This window comes from Streptomyces sp. TLI_185 (assembly GCF_003814765.1).
Taxonomy (GTDB): Bacteria; Actinomycetota; Actinomycetes; order Streptomycetales; family Streptomycetaceae; genus Streptomyces.
The window spans coordinates 3,135,825-3,152,572 of sequence record NZ_RKRB01000001.1 but is presented as its reverse complement, the minus strand read 5'-3'; the positions used below and the strand labels follow the sequence as shown (position 1 = coordinate 3,152,572).

The following is a 16,748-nucleotide window of genomic DNA, read 5'->3' as shown; positions in this document are numbered from 1 at the left end:
AGGAGCTGCAAAAGGTCCCTGTGTGTCCCTGTGAGGAGCCGCAGCTCAGCCTGTCCGTCCTAGTACGGCGCCCGGAACTGCGCGTACCCCAGCAGCAGGATGATCGCGGCGACGCTGCCCAGCACGATGGCCGTCGACACCCACGAGGACCGGCGCGGCGCCACCGGCTCGGGATCCGCACGGAACGGCTGCGGCTCCGGAGGGTTCTCCTTCCACCGCGCGGCCAGCATCCGAGCCCGCGCCGAGGGCTCCTTGTGCTCCGCGTCGTCCGCCCACCTCAGGTCGAACTCGCGCTCCTGGTCGCCGTGTTCGCGCTCCGGCATCCTGCCCACCCCCGTGTCGTGTCACCGGCAGAATAGAACATACGCCCGCGCCCCCGCTGTCGGTACGACAACGGGGGCGCGGGCGCTGTGCCTGGGACAGGCGTCGATCACACGTCGAAGTACAGCTCGAACTCGTGCGGGTGCGGACGCAGCTGCAGCGGAGCGATCTCGTTCGCGCGCTTGTAGTCGATCCACGTCTCGATCAGGTCGGACGTGAAGACGTCACCGGCGAGCAGGAATTCGTGGTCGCTCTCGAGGCGGTCGAGGACGGCGGGGAGCGAGGTCGGGACCTGCGCGACGCCCGCGTGCTCCTCGGGAGCCAGCTCGTAGAGGTCCTTGTCGATCGGCTCGGCCGGCTCGATCTTGTTCTTGATGCCGTCCAGGCCCGCGAGCAGCAGCGCGGAGAACGCCAGGTACGGGTTGCCGGAGGAGTCGGGCGCACGGAACTCGACGCGCTTGGCCTTCGGGTTGGAGCCCGTGATCGGGATACGCATGGCCGCGGAGCGGTTGCGCTGCGAGTACACCAGGTTGACCGGGGCCTCGAAGCCCGGCACCAGACGGTGGTAGGAGTTCACCGTCGGGTTGGTGAAGGCCAGCAGCGACGGGGCGTGCTTGAGGATGCCGCCGATGTAGTAGCGGGCGGTGTCCGACAGGCCCGCGTAGCCGGCCTCGTCGTAGAACAGCGGGGCGCCGCCCGACCACAGCGACTGGTGGACGTGCATGCCCGAGCCGTTGTCACCGAAGATCGGCTTCGGCATGAAGGTCGCGGTCTTGCCGTTGCGCCAGGCGACGTTCTTCACGATGTACTTGAAGAGCTGGAGGTCGTCGGCCGCGGCGAGCAGCGTGTTGAACTTGTAGTTGATCTCGGCCTGGCCGGCGGTGCCCACCTCGTGGTGCTGGCGCTCGACCTGGATGCCGGAGTTGGCCAGCTCCAGGGAGATCTCGGCACGCAGGTCGGCGAAGTGGTCGACCGGCGGGGTCGGGAAGTAGCCGCCCTTGTAGCGGACCTTGTAACCACGGTTGTCCTCGAGGGCACCGGTGTTCCAGGCGCCGGCCTCGGAGTCGATGTGGTAGAAGGCCTCGTTCGCGGAGGTCTGGAAGCGCACGCTGTCGAACACGTAGAACTCGGCCTCGGGGCCGAAGTACGCGGTGTCGGCGATACCGGTGGACGCCAGGTAGGCCTCCGCCTTCTTCGCCACGTTGCGCGGGTCACGGGAGTACTGCTCGCCCGTGATCGGGTCGTGGATGAAGAAGTTGATGTTGACCGTCTTGTCGCGGCGGAAGGGGTCGACGCGCGCGGTGGACAGGTCGGCGCGGAGCGCCATGTCGGACTCGTGGATGGCCTGGAAGCCGCGGATCGAGGAGCCGTCGAAGGCCAGCTCCTCGGCCGGGTCGAAGGCCTCCGCCGGAATCGTGAAGTGCTGCATCACACCCGGCAGGTCGCAGAAGCGGACGTCGACGAACTTGACGTCCTCGTCCGCGATGAACTTCTTGGCCTCGTCGGCGTTCTGGAACATCCAGCTCCTCCTACTCCCGACCGTCCTGCCGGGGTGGTAGTTCGTTCGTGCGGCCAGTGCGGTGGCACACGCTGTCCCCGACCCTAGGGACGGGTGATTTCTCGGGCGTGACCCATTTGTTTCGCACAAGTTAACCGGACCCAGTCCGGTGTACCCCACCTGTCCGTATCGCGAAACGGGCGCAGTACGGTGGACGCGTGGACAACAGGGATGCAATCGGCTCTTGGCTCTCGGGCCCCCGCGCGGCCGCAGAGAAAGCCGGTGTCGACTTCGGATACCGCGGCGAGCAGCTCGGTCTGCCGGAGGAGGGGCCCGGCTCGATCGCCCGCCCGGGCCGCCGGTTCGCGGCCCTCTTCGTCGACTGGGGCCTGTGCCTCTTGATCGCATACGGTCTGATCACGCACGGCTACGACCAGGCGACCGGCAACTGGGCCCTGCTCGTCTTCTTCCTGCTCGGCGTCCTGACCGTCGGCACGATCGGTGTCACCCCCGGTAAGCGCCTCTTCGGCCTCCGCGTGGTCGCCCTGGACACCGGCCGCCCCAGCCCCCTGCGCGCCACCCTCCGCACGGCCCTGCTGTGCATCGCCATCCCGGCCCTGATCTGGGACCGCGACGGCAGGGGGCTGCACGACCGGCTGGCGCGCACGGTCGAGGTGCGCAGCTAGGCGCTCCGTGGGGTGCGCCGTTCATCGTCTGCGGCATCGTCGTGGCTGGTCGCGCCCACGCGGCGGAGCCGCACATCGATACAGCCCCGCGCCCCTTCAAAACCCGATGGGGGCGCCCGATCAGGTCGGGCGCCCCCATCGTCGTACCAGCGAAATCAGCGGGCCTTCGGCCCGCCCTTGGGCAGCTTCATGCCCTTGGGCATCGGGCCCTTCGGCAGGGGCATGTTGCTCATCAGGTCGCCCATGGCGCGCAGTCGGTCGTTGGTGGCCGTCACCTGCGGGCCGGTGAGGACGCGCGGCAGCTTGAGCATCGTGGTCCGCACCTTCTTCAGCGGGACCTGGCCGTCGCCCGTGCCGACGATGACGTCGTGCACCGGTACGTCCGCGACGATGCGGTTCATCTTCTTCTTCTCGGCGGCCAGCAGGCTCTTCACCCGGTTCGGGTTGCCCTCGGCGACCAGGACGATGCCGGCCTTGCCGACGGCCCGGTGCACCACGTCCTGGCTGCGGTTCATGGCCACTGCGGGCGTCGTCGTCCAGCCTCGGCCGATGTTGTCGAGCACCGCCGCGGCTGCGCCCGGCTGGCCCTCCATCTGCCCGAAGGCCGCCCGCTCGGCCCGGCGCCCGAACACGATCGCCGTTCCGAGGAAGGCGAGCAGCAGGCCCAGGATGCCGAGATAGATGGGGTGACCGATCAAGAAACCGATCGCGAGGAAAACACCGAAGATGCCGATGCCGACAGCCGCGAGTACAAGACCGATCTTCTTGTCGGCCTTGCGGGTCATCTTGTAGGTCAGAGCGATCTGCTTCAGTCGCCCGGGGTTCGCAGCGTCCGCTGCAGGTTCCTTCCTCGCCATGCCACGAAGTCTACGTGGCCCCGGGAGCGCCGTATGACGGCAGTGTCCGGAGGGTGGGATTCAGGGGCGGACGACGAGGGTCTGCTCCATGACGCGCTGGGCTTCGACCCGGTCCTTGGCGCGGCGGCGGTCCTCCAGGACGGAGGTCCAGGCGTTGCGGCGGGCCGTGCGCTGACCGCTGCTCATGAGCAGCGACTCGACTGCACGCAGTGCAGTGGTGAACGACGGGATTGCGGTGGCGCGAACCGGCGCGGCCTGCATGGTGGAGGTCCCCCCTCGGGATACGGGCACTCGGTGTGGGTGTACGTGGTGTGAGTCCAGCGTTACTGATTGGTGTTACCAGGGCGTGACCGACCGGTCAAACACCAATGAAGCCTTGATGTGACGGGCCAAAACGCTGACGCGGCCCTGACGGCGCCCTCATCTGCGAGGACGGTCAGGACCGCGTCGAATGGGCCGTTACCGGCGGGTAGCTTCTTGTGCGCAGTTTCACACGAAGTGGTGGCACTCCGTGCCATCAGGCGGTGGTTCGTGCGACCGTCAGACGGCCTGCGAAGCGACGTAGGAACCCCGCTTCTCGATGGCCATCTGGTACAGCCGGCCGGCCCGGTAGGACGACCGGACCAGCGGGCCGGACATCACGCCGGAGAAGCCGATCTGCTCGGCCTCCTCCTTCAGTTCCACGAACTCGTGCGGCTTGACCCAGCGCTCGACGGGGTGGTGGCGCACGGACGGGCGCAGGTACTGCGTGATGGTGACCAGCTCGCAGCCGGCCTCGTGCAGCTGCCGCAGCGCGTCGCTGACCTCCTCGCGGGTCTCGCCCATGCCGAGGATGAGGTTCGACTTGGTGACGAGCCCGTAGTCGCGGGCGGCCGTGATGACCTTCAGCGAGCGCTCGTAGCGGAAGCCGGGGCGGATGCGCTTGAAGATCCGGGGCACGGTCTCGACGTTGTGCGCGAAGACCTCGGGGCGGGAGGAGAAGACCTCCTCGAGCTGCTCCGGCACGGCGTTGAAGTCCGGGGCGAGCAGCTCCACCTTCGTCCGCCCGGCCTCGCGCTCGGCGGTCTGCTGGTGGATCTGGCGGACCGTCTCGGCGTACAGCCAGGCGCCGCCGTCCTCCAGGTCGTCGCGGGCGACGCCGGTGATGGTGGCGTAGTTCAGGTCCATCGTGACCACGGACTCGCCGACCCTGCGCGGCTCGTCACGGTCGAGCGCCTCGGGCTTGCCCGTGTCGATCTGGCAGAAGTCGCAGCGCCGGGTGCACTGGTCGCCGCCGATGAGGAAGGTCGCCTCGCGGTCCTCCCAGCACTCGTAGATGTTCGGGCAGCCGGCTTCCTGGCAGACCGTGTGCAGGCCCTCGCTCTTCACGAGGTTCTGCATCTTGGTGTACTCGGGGCCCATTTTCGCCCGGGTCTTGATCCACTCGGGCTTGCGCTCGATGGGGGTCTGGCTGTTGCGGACCTCCAGGCGCAGCATCTTGCGTCCGTCGGGTGCGACTGCGGACACGACCGGCTCCCTAGCGATTGATTCTTCGGCGACCTCAAGGGTACGCCCGTTGATTTGAATGCCCGGCGTCAGTCCTGGCCCCTGGGGCTGCCGCCCCGGACCCCGCTTCGGCCTGAAGGGCCTCGTCCTCAGACGGCGGACGGGCTGACTTGTGCCGGCGACTTCTCGACGAGCCGTGGCTTCAGGTCCGCGTTCTCCAGTACGTCCGTCAAGTGCCGCTCCACGACCGGCAGGACTTCCGCGATCGTCACGTCGCGGCCCAGCTCGGCGGCCAGGGAGGCGACGCCCGCGTCGCGGATGCCGCACGGGATGATGCGGTCGAACCACCGGTTGTCCGGGTTCACGTTGAGCGCGAAACCGTGCATCGTGACGCCCTTGGCCACACGGATGCCGATCGCCGCGATCTTGCGGTCCTCGCGGCGCTGTCCGGCGTTGGACGGGGCGTACTCCGGGCCGTTCATCCGCGGGTCGAACTCCTCGTCGTGCAGACGGGGGTCGAAGTCGAGGGACAGCCCGCCGAGCGAGGGACGCTCCTCGACCGGGTCGCCGAGGACCCACACCCCGCTGCGGCCTTCGACCCGCGTGGTCTCCACCCCGAACTCCGTGCAGGTGCGGATCAGGGCCTCCTCCAGGCGCCGTACATGGGCCACCACGTCCACCGGGCGCGGCAGCTTCTGGATGGGGTAGCCCACCAGCTGGCCCGGACCGTGCCAGGTGATCTTGCCGCCGCGGTCCACGTCGACGACGGGGGTGCCGTCCAGGGGGCGTTCGCTGTCCGCCGTGCGCCGGCCCGCCGTGTAGACCGGCGGGTGTTCCAGCAGCAGCACGGTGTCGGGGATCTCGTCCGCGAACCGCGCCGCGTGCACCCGGCGCTGCTCGTCCCACGCCGTCTGGTACTCGACGGCCTCGGCACCGAATCCCATGCGGACGAACCGCAGCTCACTCACGGCAAGCGCCTCCCTAGAAGGCTTAGAAGGTCGTAAGGCACGAAACATGCCTACGCCACTGTACGACCGACCGTCTTACGTCAGCCCCGCGGCCAATCCTCACACGATCGGATGAACGAGTAGCGAAGTGTGCAACCGCCTGCTCACTCTCCGCTACATTCGCGCCGTTCACAGAGGCCATAAGGGCTGCTCACAGGCAATCCGGGCACAGAGGACCGGCAGCGGTCCCTGGAGGCCCGAAAGGCAGGAGACCGCACCGCAGATGACGGAACGACCCGCGCAGCGCACTCCCAACCGCCAGCTCGCCGCGCTCATCGCAGAAGCCGGGTTCTCCAACGCGGGTCTCGCCCGCCGAGTCGACCAGCTCGGCCTCGAACACGGGCTTGATCTCAGATACGACAAGACGTCGGTGACCCGCTGGCTGCGCGGGCAGCAGCCCCGTGGCACCACTCCCGCGCTGATCGCCGAGGTCTTCACCCGCCGCCTCGGCCGCCGCCTCACCGCCCAGGACCTCGGCCTCGACGCCTGTGCGCCGGTGTACGCCGGCCTCGAGTTCGCCGCGGCCCCCGAGGAGGCCGTCGACATCGTCGGCGGCCTGTGGCGCAAGGACTCCGGTTCGCACGCCGAGCTCCGCAAGATCGCCTTCACGCCGGCCGGTCTGGTCGTGCCCAGCCGGGACTGGCTGATCGGCCGCGCCGACGACAAGGTCGCCCGCGGTGAACAGTCCGCGCGGGTCCCCGCCCAGGGCCGCCCGGTGGTGCCCCGCCAGCGCGGCCAGGCCGAACGCGGTCCCGGTCAGAAGGTCACCTCCGGCGACATCGCCGCCCTCCGCTCGGTCGGCGAGCTGTTCCGCACCCTCGACGACAAGTACGGCGGCGGCCACGCCCGCCAGGCCCTCGTGCGCTACCTGGAGCACGAGTGCGAGCCGATGCTGCGCGGCACCTACGGCGAGCAGACGGGCCGCCGGCTGTTCGGCGCGGCCGCCGACCTGACCCGGCTCGCCGGCTGGACTTCGTACGACATCGCCGCGCACGGGCTCGCGCAGCGGTACTTCGTGCAGGCGCTGCGGCTCTCCCAGGCCGCGGGGGACCGGGCGTACGGCTCGTACGTGCTCGTCACCATGAGCCGGCAGGCCGTCTACCTCGGCCACGGGCGGGAGGCCGTGCAGCTGGCGCGAGTCGCCCAGCAGGGCGTCGGGACCAACGCCCCGCCGGTGGTGCAGGCGCTGCTGCACTCGGCCGAGGCACGCGGGCACGGGGTGCTCGGGGAGGTGCGCAACTGCACGGCCTCGCTGGTGCGGGCGGAACGGGCCCTGGAGGCCGCACGATCCGGTGACGAAGTGCCCTACTGGGCGCGGTTCTTCGACGAGGCGCAGCTTGCGGACGAGTTCGGGCACGCGCATCGGGACCTGCAGCAGTTCCGTGCGGCGGCGCAGCATGCGGAGCGGTCGCTGCAGTTGCGTGCGCCTGCGTATGCCCGTAGTCGGCTGTTCTGCCGGGTTGTTCTTGCCTCCGCCCGCCTGGGCCTGGGAGAGCTTGATCAGGCGTGTGCGTTGGGGGCGGAGGCGGCGGGGGCTGCGGCTGAGATGCGGTCGGTGCGGGCGGTTGAGTATGTGCGGGAGTTTGAGCGGCGGTTGGAGCCCTATAAGGATGCTGCGCCTGTGCGGGGGTATCGCGACAAGGTCGCGGCACTGGGGTAACTATTCGCCGTAACTCCGCATGTTGCGTGTTGTGGTGCGGGCTCGCCGTGGTTGATCGCGCCCACGCGGCGGAGCCGCAAATCGACACAGCCCCGCGCCCCTTTGGGGGCGCGGTTGCTCACGCCGCCTGTTTGACCGTGCTGCTGGGCGGGTCTGCCCTGTGCATCGAGCCCGCTGCTCCCAGGTCCGTAAGGATGGCTGTCGAGGCCCTGTGGGCGGAGTGCAGGGCGCCCTGGACCGTGCTCGTGTCGCGGTGGTCGCCGCATACGTAAAGGCCCGCCAACAGCCTTACCGGGCGCCGCAGGTCGTGCGGTGGGCGCATCGCCGGGACCGCCTCGGGGGTGTGGTGGACGGTGAGGGTTTCCCAGCGGGTGGTTGAGGTGCCGTAGAGGCGGGAGAGGTGCATGCGTACGGCGGTGTCCAGTTCCGGTGGGGGTGGGCCGAGGACCGTGGAGGAGATGAGGGCGCGGCCTGCGGGGGCCCGGCTGGGGTCCACTGCGCTGACGACCGCCGTGTGGGCGACCGGGCCGCCGCGGTCGGCGTCCAGGAGGAGGGAGGCACCCGTGGTCGGGGGCTCGTCCGTGGTGTGGTGAAGGACCGTCAGGGGGTGGAAGTCCGGTACGCGTAGGCCGGGGAGCAGGTCGGCTGCGGCGCGTGCGTCGGTCGCGAGGAGTACGGCGCGGCAGCGAATCTCGCCGTGTTCGGCGGTCGTGACCGCGCTGGTCGAGACCGAGGTGACGCGGACGCCCGTGTGGACCGTGCCCGGCGGCAGCGCTCGTGCGAGCAGCTCCGGGAGCATCTCGGCGCCACCCTCCGGCAGGCACAGGCGTCCGCAGGCGAAGGCGCGCAGGGCGAGGTCGGCGCACCGGCTGGACGTGGTCAGTTCCGGGTCGCAGAGCAGGGCGGCCAGCAGCGGGCGCAGGAAGCTGTCGATCGTGCGGGCGGGGACACCGCGGGCCCTGAGGGCCTCAGCGGCAGGCAACTCTGGGCGGGACAGCAGGCGTTCGATGGGGATCGTGGCGAGCCGGGCCAGGGCGGTGCCGAGGCGGGCCTGGTCCACGGCGGTGCCGAGCGGGGCGGTGGTCCTGGGGACGCTCTTGGTGGGGGCGCTCGCCAGGGCGCGTACTGCATGGAGTGCGCCCCATGCGCCCCCCGCGGCCGCCGGGGCGCCCGCGCGATGGTGGCGTCCGTCGCTGTGCAACAGGACGCCGGGCGCGAACGGGCGCAGCGCGAGCGCGTCCAGCCCGGGGGTCAGCCGCAGCTCGGGATACGCCGTGGACAGCAGCTGGCCGATCCGGTCTAGCCGGAACCCGTCGACCTTCTCCGTCGACATGCGGCCCCCCACGCAAGGGGCGGCCTCCAGGACCGCGGTCGTCACTCCTGCGCTGGTCAGCCGATGCGCCGCGGAGAGTCCGGCAACCCCGGCTCCCACGATCACGACGTCCGCCTGGTAAGCGGGCTCAAGCACGTGCCCCTCCTCGAGGTTGCGCGGCCGGTGGAGACGTCATGCCCCCAACTGGCTCCAGGGATACCCGAGTTCGGGTCGAGGTTAGGGCCGTGATCGGTCAAGAACAGTCGCGCATGAACAGAGCACGGTCGCACGGCGGTCGCATACGGTCGCGCCTTCGTTGTTGCGCCTCCGGAGCGCCTCAGCCCTGCGCCTGGGCAAGCGCGGCCTTCAACGCCCCTTCGATGTCCGGGAACGCGAACGTGAAGCCGGACTTCAGCAGCCGCCGGGGCAGCACCCGCGCGCTGCCCAGCACATCCCCGGCCATCTCGCCGAGCACGGTCCGCAGGACGGGCGCGGGAACGGCGAACAGCGTCGGCCGGTGCAGCACGCGCCCCATCGCCGCGGTGATCTCACGGTTCGTCAGCGGGGTCGGGGCGGTGAGGTTGAACGGCCCGGACAGGCCGTCGGTGTCGATGAGATGGCGGATCGCGGCCACCTCGTCGTGCAGCGCAATGTACGACCAGTACTGACGGCCGTCGCCCATGCGGCCCCCGAGGCCCGCCCTGAACAGCGGGAACAGCCGCCCCCAGGCGCCACCGCCGCGGGCCACCACCAGCCCCGTCCGGGTGAACACGGTCCGTACGCCCGCCTCCTGTGCGGGGGCCGCGGCGCCCTCCCACTCCACGCACAGCTCCGGCAGGAACCCGGTCCCGGGCGGAGCGCTCTCGTCGACCGCCCGGTCGCCGGTCTCGCCGTAGTAGCCCATCGCGCTGCCGTTCACGAACACCCGCGGCTTCTCGTCCAGTGCGGCGATCGCCCCGGCCAGCGCCGCGGTGCCGAGCACCCGGCTGCGCCGGATCTGCGTCTTGTACGCGTCCGTCCAGCGGCGGTCGCCCACGCCGGCGCCCGCGAAGTTGACCACGACGTCGCACCCGGCGAGAACGGCCGCATCCACCCGCCCGCCCTCCGGGTCCCAGCGGACCTCGTCCTTCGCCCGGGGCGCCCGGCGCACCAGCCGCACCACCTCGTGCCCGTCGGCGGTCAGGGACCGCACCAGGGCGCCACCGATGAGCCCGGAGGCACCGGCCACCGCGATTCGGGAACGTTCCATGGGCCCATTCTGCTCGGGGGACTCATAAGGTGGCCGTCATGCCGGTTCCGTTCATACGCCACGCAACCCTCGACGACGAGGAGACGCTGGGGCGCCTCGACCGTGTCACCTGGTCCCCCCTGCACTCCGTGCAGCCGCGCCCCCAACCGCCGTACGAGCCCTTCTACAACGAGCGGTTCGGGCCCCGGGACCATCTGGTCGCAGAGTCCGACGGGGAGGTCGTCGGTTACATCCGGCTGGCCCATCCGACCCCGCTCGTCTGCAACGCCCACGTCCGGCAGATCCAGGGGCTCGTCGTCGCCGAGCACGCGCGGGGCGCCGGCGTCGGGCGGGCACTGCTGCGGGCGGTGCGCCAGGAGGCCCGCCGTCAGGGCGCGCGCCGGCTCACGCTGCGCGTCCTCGGCCACAACACCCCGGCCCGCAAGCTCTACGAGGCCGAGGGGTTCGTCGTCGAGGGGATCCTGCCCGGAGAGTTCCTGCTGGAGGGCGAGTACGTCGACGACGTGCTCATGGGGTGCAGTCTGTGACCCGGGTCAGGACGTGACCAGGTCGCCCGTGTCCACCGACGCCGTCGCGTTCGCCGCGCGCTCGGCGTCGGAGGCCACCTCCGCCGCCGTCAGGACATATCCCGTCTCGTTGTCGGACGTCGAGCGGGCGAAGACCACGCCGTAGACGCGGCCGTCGGTCGTCAGCAGCGGCCCGCCGGAGTTGCCGGGGCGGACGGTCGAGCGGATCGAGTAGATCTCGCGGGTCACCGTGGCGTCGCTGTAGATGTTCTGGCCGGTTGCCCGCACCCGGTTGGCGACCGTCGCCGCCTGGAGGTCGAGGTCGCCGTCCTGCGGATAGCCGGCCACGACGGCGGAGTCGCCGCGCGCGGCGCCGTCGTCGAACTTCAGGACCGGCGCGCCCAGCCCGGGCACATACAGAACCGCCACGTCCTTGTCGGGGTCGAAGAGCACCACCCGTGCCTCGTACGACCGCCCCACCCCGCCGATCCGCACGCTCGGGTCGTCGATGCCTGCCACCACGTGCGCGTTGGTCATCACATGGTCGCGCGCGTACACGAACCCGCTGCCCTCGCGCCCCTGGGTGCCGGAGACGCCCTCGATCTTCACCGTGCTGCGCTTGGCCGCGTCGGTGGCGCTCGCCGTGACGCTGTCGCCGGTGGGCTTGGCGACCTCGGCCGTCGACTCGTTCTCGAACGGGTTGAACACCTGCGGGAAGCCCGCCTGAGTGAGCGCCGAGGTGGCCCGGGAGAACCAGGTGGGGGTGGTGTCCGGCATGGCGTCCTGCACGGCACCGAGCAGCGCCGAGTCCCGGATCGCGGTCGTGAGCAGCGGCGACGAGGAAGCGCCCAGGACGCTCGCGGCGACCCAGGCCACGATCAGCACGGCGACCGAGTTGGCCGCGGCCCCGCCCACCCCGTCGGCCACCCTGAGCGGCCCCCGGTCCAGCTCCCGGCGCAGCCTGAGCGCGAGCCGCCCCGCCAGCTCGTGCCCCACCACGGCCGGGAGCAGCACGGTCAGCACCGCGGTCACGGTCGCCCGGGTCGTGCCCGCTGTCACCAGGTCCATCATCCACGGCAGGATCCACACGCCGAGCACCGCGCCGCCGACGAACCCGGCGAGCGAGACACAGCCGGCCACCAGTCCGCGCCGGTAGCCCGATGCCGCGTAGGCCACGACCACCAGCAACAGCAGGATGTCGAGCAGGTCCACAGAGCCGCCTTTCTCTCAGACCTCTTAGTACGCGCGGGACGGGCCCAGTGATCAGACACGCGCGCGTGGAGCCCCGATCCGGCCACGCGTGCGTGCATGAGGAAAAACGCCCCGGACCAGGACGATGGTTCCACCGGGTGGCACAGCACACATCGCGGACGGAGCGGATCCGGCCGAGAGTGGGCACATGCGCGTCCGAAGATCGCGAGGACCACGGCACGCACGCGCCGCGCCCGCGCGGCGGAGCCGTACATCGACACAGCGCCGTGCCCCGGGCGTGCTGCTCGCCTGTCTGCCCGGACTGGCCGCAGCCCTCGGACTGGTCCTGTGCGCCGACGGCATCGCACACCACCCGGGCGCGAAGCCCCGGCCGCCCGTCGCGGCCCGCCCCGCCGCGCCGCACACCGCGGCCAGACCGCACATCGTGCCCCGGTCGGCCTGGCTGGACCCCCTTGCACGGCACGCCCAGCCGCCCCCGCGCTACGACGACAAGGTCGTCGCGGTCTTCGTCCACCACACCGACTCGCCGAACGGCTACGACTGCGCCGACGCACCCCGCATCATCCGCTACCTCTACGCGGGCCAGACCGGCACCCGCCAGTGGGACGACATCGGCTACAACTTCCTCGTCGACCGCTGCGGCACCATCTACGAGGGCCGCGCGGGCGGCGTCGACCGCCCCGTCACCGGCGCCCACACCCAGGGCTTCAACCACCGCACGACCGGCATCGCCGCCCTCGGCACCTTCACCGCGGGCGTCACCGTGCCGCAGGCCATGACGGATGCGATAGCCACGCTCGCCGCCTGGAAACTGGGGCCCGCCGACATCGACCCGCGCGCCGAGGTGCGCCTGGTCTCGAGCAACAGCCTCAGCCGCTACCGGTCCGGCACCACCGCCGCCCTCCCCGCCCTCGCCGCCCACAAGGACGCCTACATGACAAGCTGCCCCGGCCTGGCCCTCATCGCCCACCTCCCCGAAATCAGACAACTGGCGGCACGGCTGCAGGGCCGGACCCGCTCCTGACGACAAGGGCCGCCTGAAGCGGCTTTTTAGGGGCGCGAGGCTGTGACATATGCGGCTCCGCCGCGCGGGCGCGACCAGCCACGACGGAGCCGCAGACGAACGACGACCCATCGCCGCACTTCTAGCGGAGCGCCCTGCGCCCGAGATACGCCCCCAGCGCCCGCTGCAGCACCTTGCCCTGGTTGCCCACCGGCAGTTTCCACTCCCCGAGGTACTCCACCGCCCGGCCGCCCGCGCCCGTCTTGAAACGGAGCCGGTTCAGCATCCGGTCCTCGCTCAGGACAGGGGTGACGGAGCGCAGGTCGTACGTCTCGGCCCCCGCCGCCCGCGCGTCGCACAGCATCCGCCACAACAGCGCGCTGCTGGGCCGCAGTTCACGCCCCCGGCGGCCGGACGCGGCGTAGGAGTGCCAGGCGCGCGAGCCGACGTTGATCATGAGCGCCGCGGAGAGCACCTCGCCGTCGTACTCGGCGAGATACAGCCGCAGCCGGTCGTCGTCCTCGGCGTTCAGTGCCTTCCACATGCGCCGGAAGTAGTCGAGCGGGCGGGCCTTGAAGCCGTCGCGGGCGGCGGTCGCCGTGTACAGACGGTGGAACTCGGGCAGATCGGCGGCCCCAGCCCAGCCGACGCGTACGCCCGCCAACTCGGACGTTCGCAGGCCCCGTTCCCAGTGCGGTGCCAGCGCCACGCGCAGCTCGTCCACCGAGCGTCCCGCGAGCGGTATGTGGCAGCCGTAGCGCGGCTGACCCAGCCCGAAGCCGCTGCCCTCGTCCTCCTCGCACCGCCGCCACCCGAGCCGCCCCAGCCGCTCCGCCACATCCAGCGCGTACCCGTCGAGGCCGTCCGCCGGCAGATCGTGCAGATGGCGTACGTCGGGGTCCGCGATGCCCGCCGCGACACCGGCCGCCTCCCAGTGGCGTACGACAAGGGGCGGTCCGATCCGGAGCGAGAACGCCCCCCGCTCCTCGACATGGGCGACGAGCGGGTCCAGCAGGCGTTCCAGACGCGGGTTGTGCCAGTCGATCGCGGGCCCGTCGGGGAGATAGGCGAGGCAGCGCCGGGTGCCGGGCAGCGGCCGGTACAGCACGAGGGCCGCGGCGGCCATCGTCCTGCCCTCGAACCAAGCGACGCTCTCCGCCTGCCAGTCGGGCTTCACATCGCCCCACTCGGGGATCTGGAGGTGGCTCGCGTCGGGGTTCTGCCGCAGATGGGCAAGGTGTTCCTCGCGCGTGATCTCCCTTACGTACGGGCTGGTCATGGCCTCACAGGTTTCTCTCAGCCGCCTCACGGATCCTCCCGAGGCGCTCTCCCTATCGTCATGCACACGCACTGACTGGAGGTGGGGAAGAAGTGAACAGTCACAACAACACCACGCACAAGACCGAGGGCCGAGCCCGGACCACCCACGGCCCCTGGGCGGCGCTCTGCGCGGCCGTGGCCGTCGTCCTGGGCCCGGCCGCCGTCACCGCGTCGGCGCTCGACCAGGCCAACGCCGCCCCGCTGCACCACGCGGTGAGGGCCGACCGGACGCAGGCGTACATCCCCTCGGACCAGACCCGGCGCCGGACGGCCTGACCCTCAGCCCGGGTCGCCGCCCACCAGCCCCAGGAACTGCTCCCCGGACGGGTCGACATCCACTCCGAGCCCGTTCATGAGGCCCGCCAGCATGACGTAGTAGCCGGTCGTGGTGACGATCTCGACCACCTGCCGGTTCGTGAAGCAGGCGCGGAGAGCCTCCAGCGTGGTCTCGGACAGGGTGTGCCGGGACACCAACTCGAAGGCCGCAGTCACCGCCGCCGACTCCGGCCCGTCGAACTCCCGCCCGTCGGCCCGCCGTTCGGCGATCGCTGTCAGCTGCTCGGGCGTCACCCCCGCGTTCAGCGCGATCGGGTGGTGCTGGGCGGACTCGTACGCGCACTGCGTGGCGGTCGCGACCGTCATCACGACCAGCTCGCGCAACCGGACCGAAAGCGTCGACTCGCGCAGCACGGCCAGGCCCAGTTCGATCGTCGGGCCCGTCAGCGGCGGGGAGTGCGCGAGCATGCGGAAGGCGTTGAGCGGCACGGGCAGCCGGGCGACGGCGTCGGACGGCCGCTCCGGGTACGGGATTCGAGCCATGGTCCCCCTCATCGAACCGGTGGTTCTGCCGAACCGGTGAAACGTCACTCCCGGAATCGCTCCCACAGCTTGGGGTAGCGCTCCGCCAGCACCCGCTCGTTCTCGAAGTCCAGCGGTGTGCCCTCCGGCTCGGAGGGCGCGGCCGGGATGCCCAGGTCGGGGGCGACGGTCCCGGTGAGCTGCTCGTAGGCCTCGTCCGCCGTGTAACCCAGCTCCTCCCCGTCCCCGTCGATCTCCTCGTCGAAGTCGTCCAGGAGGTCGGCGAGCGAGTCGGGGTTGTGCACGGCCCCCTCGTACACCTCGCGCCCCTGCCCGATCAGCCAGCACCGGAAGAAGTCGAACGCATCGTCGCTCGCCCCGTCGAGCAGCACCCAGGCGGCACCCCACAGATCCCAGCTGTAGGCCCGGTTGTAGCGGGACTCGAAGTGACGGGCGAAGTCCAGGACCGTCTCCGGATCGAGCTCCAGAAGCCGCTCCACCAGCAGGTCCGCCTGCTCCTCGGGGTCGCCCTCGGCGGCCTCGCGGGCGGCGTCCACCAGCTCCCAGAACTCCGACTCTTCCATCACGGGTCCAGCATCGGCCCTGGGCGGGTGGGGCGCACGTGGAGTGCGGCGGATTACTGCATTATTCCGGGGACCGCCCCCGGACCCCCAGCAGAAAAGCAGGTCAGTTGAGGCGGACGACGCGGACATCGAGTGGCGAACCTGAGCATTACGCCCCGTACAGCCGGCCCAGCCGTACCGCATCGTCGGCGAAGCGGGCCCGCAGGCTGTCCGGCGCGAGTACCTCCACCTCCGGACCGAGCCCCGCGAGCTGCCCATGGGCGACCTCCTCGGACTCCACGGGGAGCGTCACCGTCAGCCAACCGCCCTCGTCCGGGGGGTCCGCGGCCGCCAGCGCCTCCCGGGCGGAGGCGGGATCGACGGCGTACGGCAGTCTCCGCGCCCCGGCCGCCGACAGCCGCACGACGACCTCGGCCCGCAGGATCGACCGCGCGAACTGCTCGGCCTGTTCCTCCCAGAAGCCGGGAAGGTCGAACTCCTCGTCGCGTACGAAACGCTCCTCGGAGGCAGCCACCGCCGTGAACCGGTCGATCCGGTAGACGCGGAACGGCCCGTGGCCCTCCGCCACCCGCGCACACACGTACCAGACGCCCGCCTTGAGCACGAGGCCGTACGGCTCCAGCTCCCGCTCCACCTCGGCCTCCCGGCTCCGGTAGCGCGCGGTGATCCGGCGGTCGTCCCACACCGCGTCGGCCACGGCGGGCAGCAGCTCGGGTGCCTTCGACTCCGTGAACCAGTTCGGTGCGTCCAGGTGGAAGCGCTGCGCGGCGGTCCTGGAGGCGTCGCGAAGGGAGGGGAGCAGGGCCGCCGACACCTTCAGCCGGGCCGCCGAGGCCGCGTCCTCCAGCCCCATCTCCCGCAGCGCCCCCGGCACACCGGACAGGAACAGCGCCTCGGCCTCACTGCGCGCGAGCCCGGTCAGCCGGGTGCGATAGCCGCCGATGAGCCGGTACCCGCCGGCCCGGCCCCGGTCCGCGTACACCGGAACCCCGGCCTCCGACAGCGCCTGCGCATCCCGGGTGACGGTCCGCTCGGACACCTCGAGCTCCCGCGCCAGCTCGGCGGCGGTCATGGAGGGCCGGGACTGCAGGAGCAGCACCATTTTGATGAGGCGGGCGGCACGCATGCCCACCATGATGCGTTGCGCTCCGCGGGTCGGTACGTGTTTGTCTGCGGGTGAGTGGGGGCTTGTCGCGCCCACGCGGCGGAGCCGCCTATCGATACGACCCCGCGCCCCTAAAAGACAGGGC

Annotated in this window: 18 protein-coding genes; 5 read left to right on the top strand and 13 right to left on the bottom strand. The window is 71.0% G+C overall.

All coding sequences use genetic code 11. The annotated features are described in order from the left end of the window. Positions 1 to 59 precede the first annotated feature (59 nt). Entirely contained in the window at positions 60 to 323 is a 264-nt protein-coding gene (locus EDD92_RS14330) for a hypothetical protein (RefSeq protein ID WP_123964667.1), read from the bottom strand. Between the two features lie 107 nt (positions 324 to 430). After that, positions 431 to 1,840, bottom strand: a complete 1,410-nt coding sequence (glnA, locus tag EDD92_RS14325; protein WP_123964666.1) for a type I glutamate--ammonia ligase — start codon at positions 1,838 to 1,840, stop codon at positions 431 to 433. Positions 1,841 to 2,037: 197 nt separating this feature from the next. Here glnA and EDD92_RS14320 point away from each other — a divergent pair, with 197 nt between their 5' ends. After that, on the top strand, positions 2,038 to 2,505 hold the full coding sequence (locus EDD92_RS14320; protein ID WP_123964665.1) for an RDD family protein: 468 nt from the start codon (positions 2,038 to 2,040) through the stop codon (positions 2,503 to 2,505). Positions 2,506 to 2,660: 155 nt separating this feature from the next. Here EDD92_RS14320 and EDD92_RS14315 read toward each other — a convergent pair whose 3' ends face one another. The 4 genes from EDD92_RS14315 to lipB form a co-directional block, all read right to left on the bottom strand. Next, on the bottom strand, positions 2,661 to 3,362 hold the full coding sequence (locus EDD92_RS14315; RefSeq protein ID WP_123964664.1) for a DUF4191 domain-containing protein: 702 nt from the start codon (positions 3,360 to 3,362) through the stop codon (positions 2,661 to 2,663). 60 nt (positions 3,363 to 3,422) lie between these two features. Beyond that, the gene (locus EDD92_RS14310; protein WP_123964663.1) at positions 3,423 to 3,623 is read right to left on the bottom strand and encodes a hypothetical protein; all 201 of its coding nucleotides are present in this window, start codon (positions 3,621 to 3,623) and stop codon (positions 3,423 to 3,425) included. Positions 3,624 to 3,902: 279 nt separating this feature from the next. Further along, positions 3,903 to 4,868, bottom strand: coding sequence for a lipoyl synthase (gene lipA / locus EDD92_RS14305; protein ID WP_123964662.1), 966 nt, complete (start codon positions 4,866 to 4,868; stop codon positions 3,903 to 3,905). 128 nt (positions 4,869 to 4,996) lie between these two features. Then, positions 4,997 to 5,815, bottom strand: coding sequence for a lipoyl(octanoyl) transferase LipB (lipB, locus tag EDD92_RS14300; protein ID WP_123964661.1), 819 nt, complete (start codon positions 5,813 to 5,815; stop codon positions 4,997 to 4,999). A gap of 262 nt (positions 5,816 to 6,077) precedes the next feature. On the opposite strand from lipB, the gene EDD92_RS14295 reads away from it, so the two are divergent. Further along, entirely contained in the window at positions 6,078 to 7,514 is a 1,437-nt protein-coding gene (locus EDD92_RS14295; RefSeq protein ID WP_030932506.1) for a hypothetical protein, read from the top strand. Between the two features lie 118 nt (positions 7,515 to 7,632). Here the strand turns inward: EDD92_RS14295 and EDD92_RS14290 are convergent, their stop codons facing one another. Both EDD92_RS14290 and EDD92_RS14285 read right to left on the bottom strand, forming a co-directional pair. Beyond that, complete coding sequence (locus tag EDD92_RS14290) at positions 7,633 to 8,982, bottom strand: NAD(P)/FAD-dependent oxidoreductase (RefSeq protein ID WP_123964660.1); 1,350 nt, start codon at positions 8,980 to 8,982, stop codon at positions 7,633 to 7,635. A gap of 181 nt (positions 8,983 to 9,163) precedes the next feature. Next, positions 9,164 to 10,075 carry a TIGR01777 family oxidoreductase gene (locus EDD92_RS14285; RefSeq protein ID WP_123964659.1) on the bottom strand — a complete coding sequence of 304 codons (912 nt, stop codon included), beginning with the start codon at positions 10,073 to 10,075 and terminating at the stop codon, positions 9,164 to 9,166. A 38-nt stretch (positions 10,076 to 10,113) separates the two neighbouring features. Here EDD92_RS14285 and EDD92_RS14280 point away from each other — a divergent pair, with 38 nt between their 5' ends. After that, positions 10,114 to 10,602 carry a GNAT family N-acetyltransferase gene (locus EDD92_RS14280; RefSeq protein ID WP_185124014.1) on the top strand — a complete coding sequence of 163 codons (489 nt, stop codon included), beginning with the start codon at positions 10,114 to 10,116 and terminating at the stop codon, positions 10,600 to 10,602. A 6-nt stretch (positions 10,603 to 10,608) separates the two neighbouring features. Here the strand turns inward: EDD92_RS14280 and EDD92_RS14275 are convergent, their stop codons facing one another. Beyond that, positions 10,609 to 11,793, bottom strand: a complete 1,185-nt coding sequence (locus EDD92_RS14275) for a MarP family serine protease (protein WP_123964657.1) — start codon at positions 11,791 to 11,793, stop codon at positions 10,609 to 10,611. A 187-nt stretch (positions 11,794 to 11,980) separates the two neighbouring features. Between EDD92_RS14275 and EDD92_RS14270 the strand changes: the two genes are divergently transcribed. Next, positions 11,981 to 12,817, top strand: a complete 837-nt coding sequence (locus EDD92_RS14270) for a peptidoglycan recognition protein (protein ID WP_123964656.1) — start codon at positions 11,981 to 11,983, stop codon at positions 12,815 to 12,817. Between the two features lie 121 nt (positions 12,818 to 12,938). Here EDD92_RS14270 and EDD92_RS14265 read toward each other — a convergent pair whose 3' ends face one another. Further along, complete coding sequence (locus EDD92_RS14265) at positions 12,939 to 14,075, bottom strand: peptidoglycan bridge formation glycyltransferase FemA/FemB family protein (protein ID WP_123964655.1); 1,137 nt, start codon at positions 14,073 to 14,075, stop codon at positions 12,939 to 12,941. A 92-nt stretch (positions 14,076 to 14,167) separates the two neighbouring features. Between EDD92_RS14265 and EDD92_RS14260 the strand changes: the two genes are divergently transcribed. After that, positions 14,168 to 14,392, top strand: a complete 225-nt coding sequence (locus EDD92_RS14260; RefSeq protein WP_123964654.1) for a hypothetical protein — start codon at positions 14,168 to 14,170, stop codon at positions 14,390 to 14,392. Positions 14,393 to 14,395: 3 nt separating this feature from the next. Here the strand turns inward: EDD92_RS14260 and EDD92_RS14255 are convergent, their stop codons facing one another. The 3 genes from EDD92_RS14255 to EDD92_RS14245 form a co-directional block, all read right to left on the bottom strand. Further along, on the bottom strand, positions 14,396 to 14,935 hold the full coding sequence (locus tag EDD92_RS14255; protein WP_123964653.1) for a carboxymuconolactone decarboxylase family protein: 540 nt from the start codon (positions 14,933 to 14,935) through the stop codon (positions 14,396 to 14,398). Between the two features lie 44 nt (positions 14,936 to 14,979). After that, the gene (locus tag EDD92_RS14250; protein WP_185124411.1) at positions 14,980 to 15,498 is read right to left on the bottom strand and encodes a DUF4240 domain-containing protein; all 519 of its coding nucleotides are present in this window, start codon (positions 15,496 to 15,498) and stop codon (positions 14,980 to 14,982) included. 148 nt (positions 15,499 to 15,646) lie between these two features. After that, entirely contained in the window at positions 15,647 to 16,624 is a 978-nt protein-coding gene (locus EDD92_RS14245; protein ID WP_123964651.1) for a YafY family protein, read from the bottom strand. Between the last annotated feature and the right edge of the window lie 124 nt (positions 16,625 to 16,748).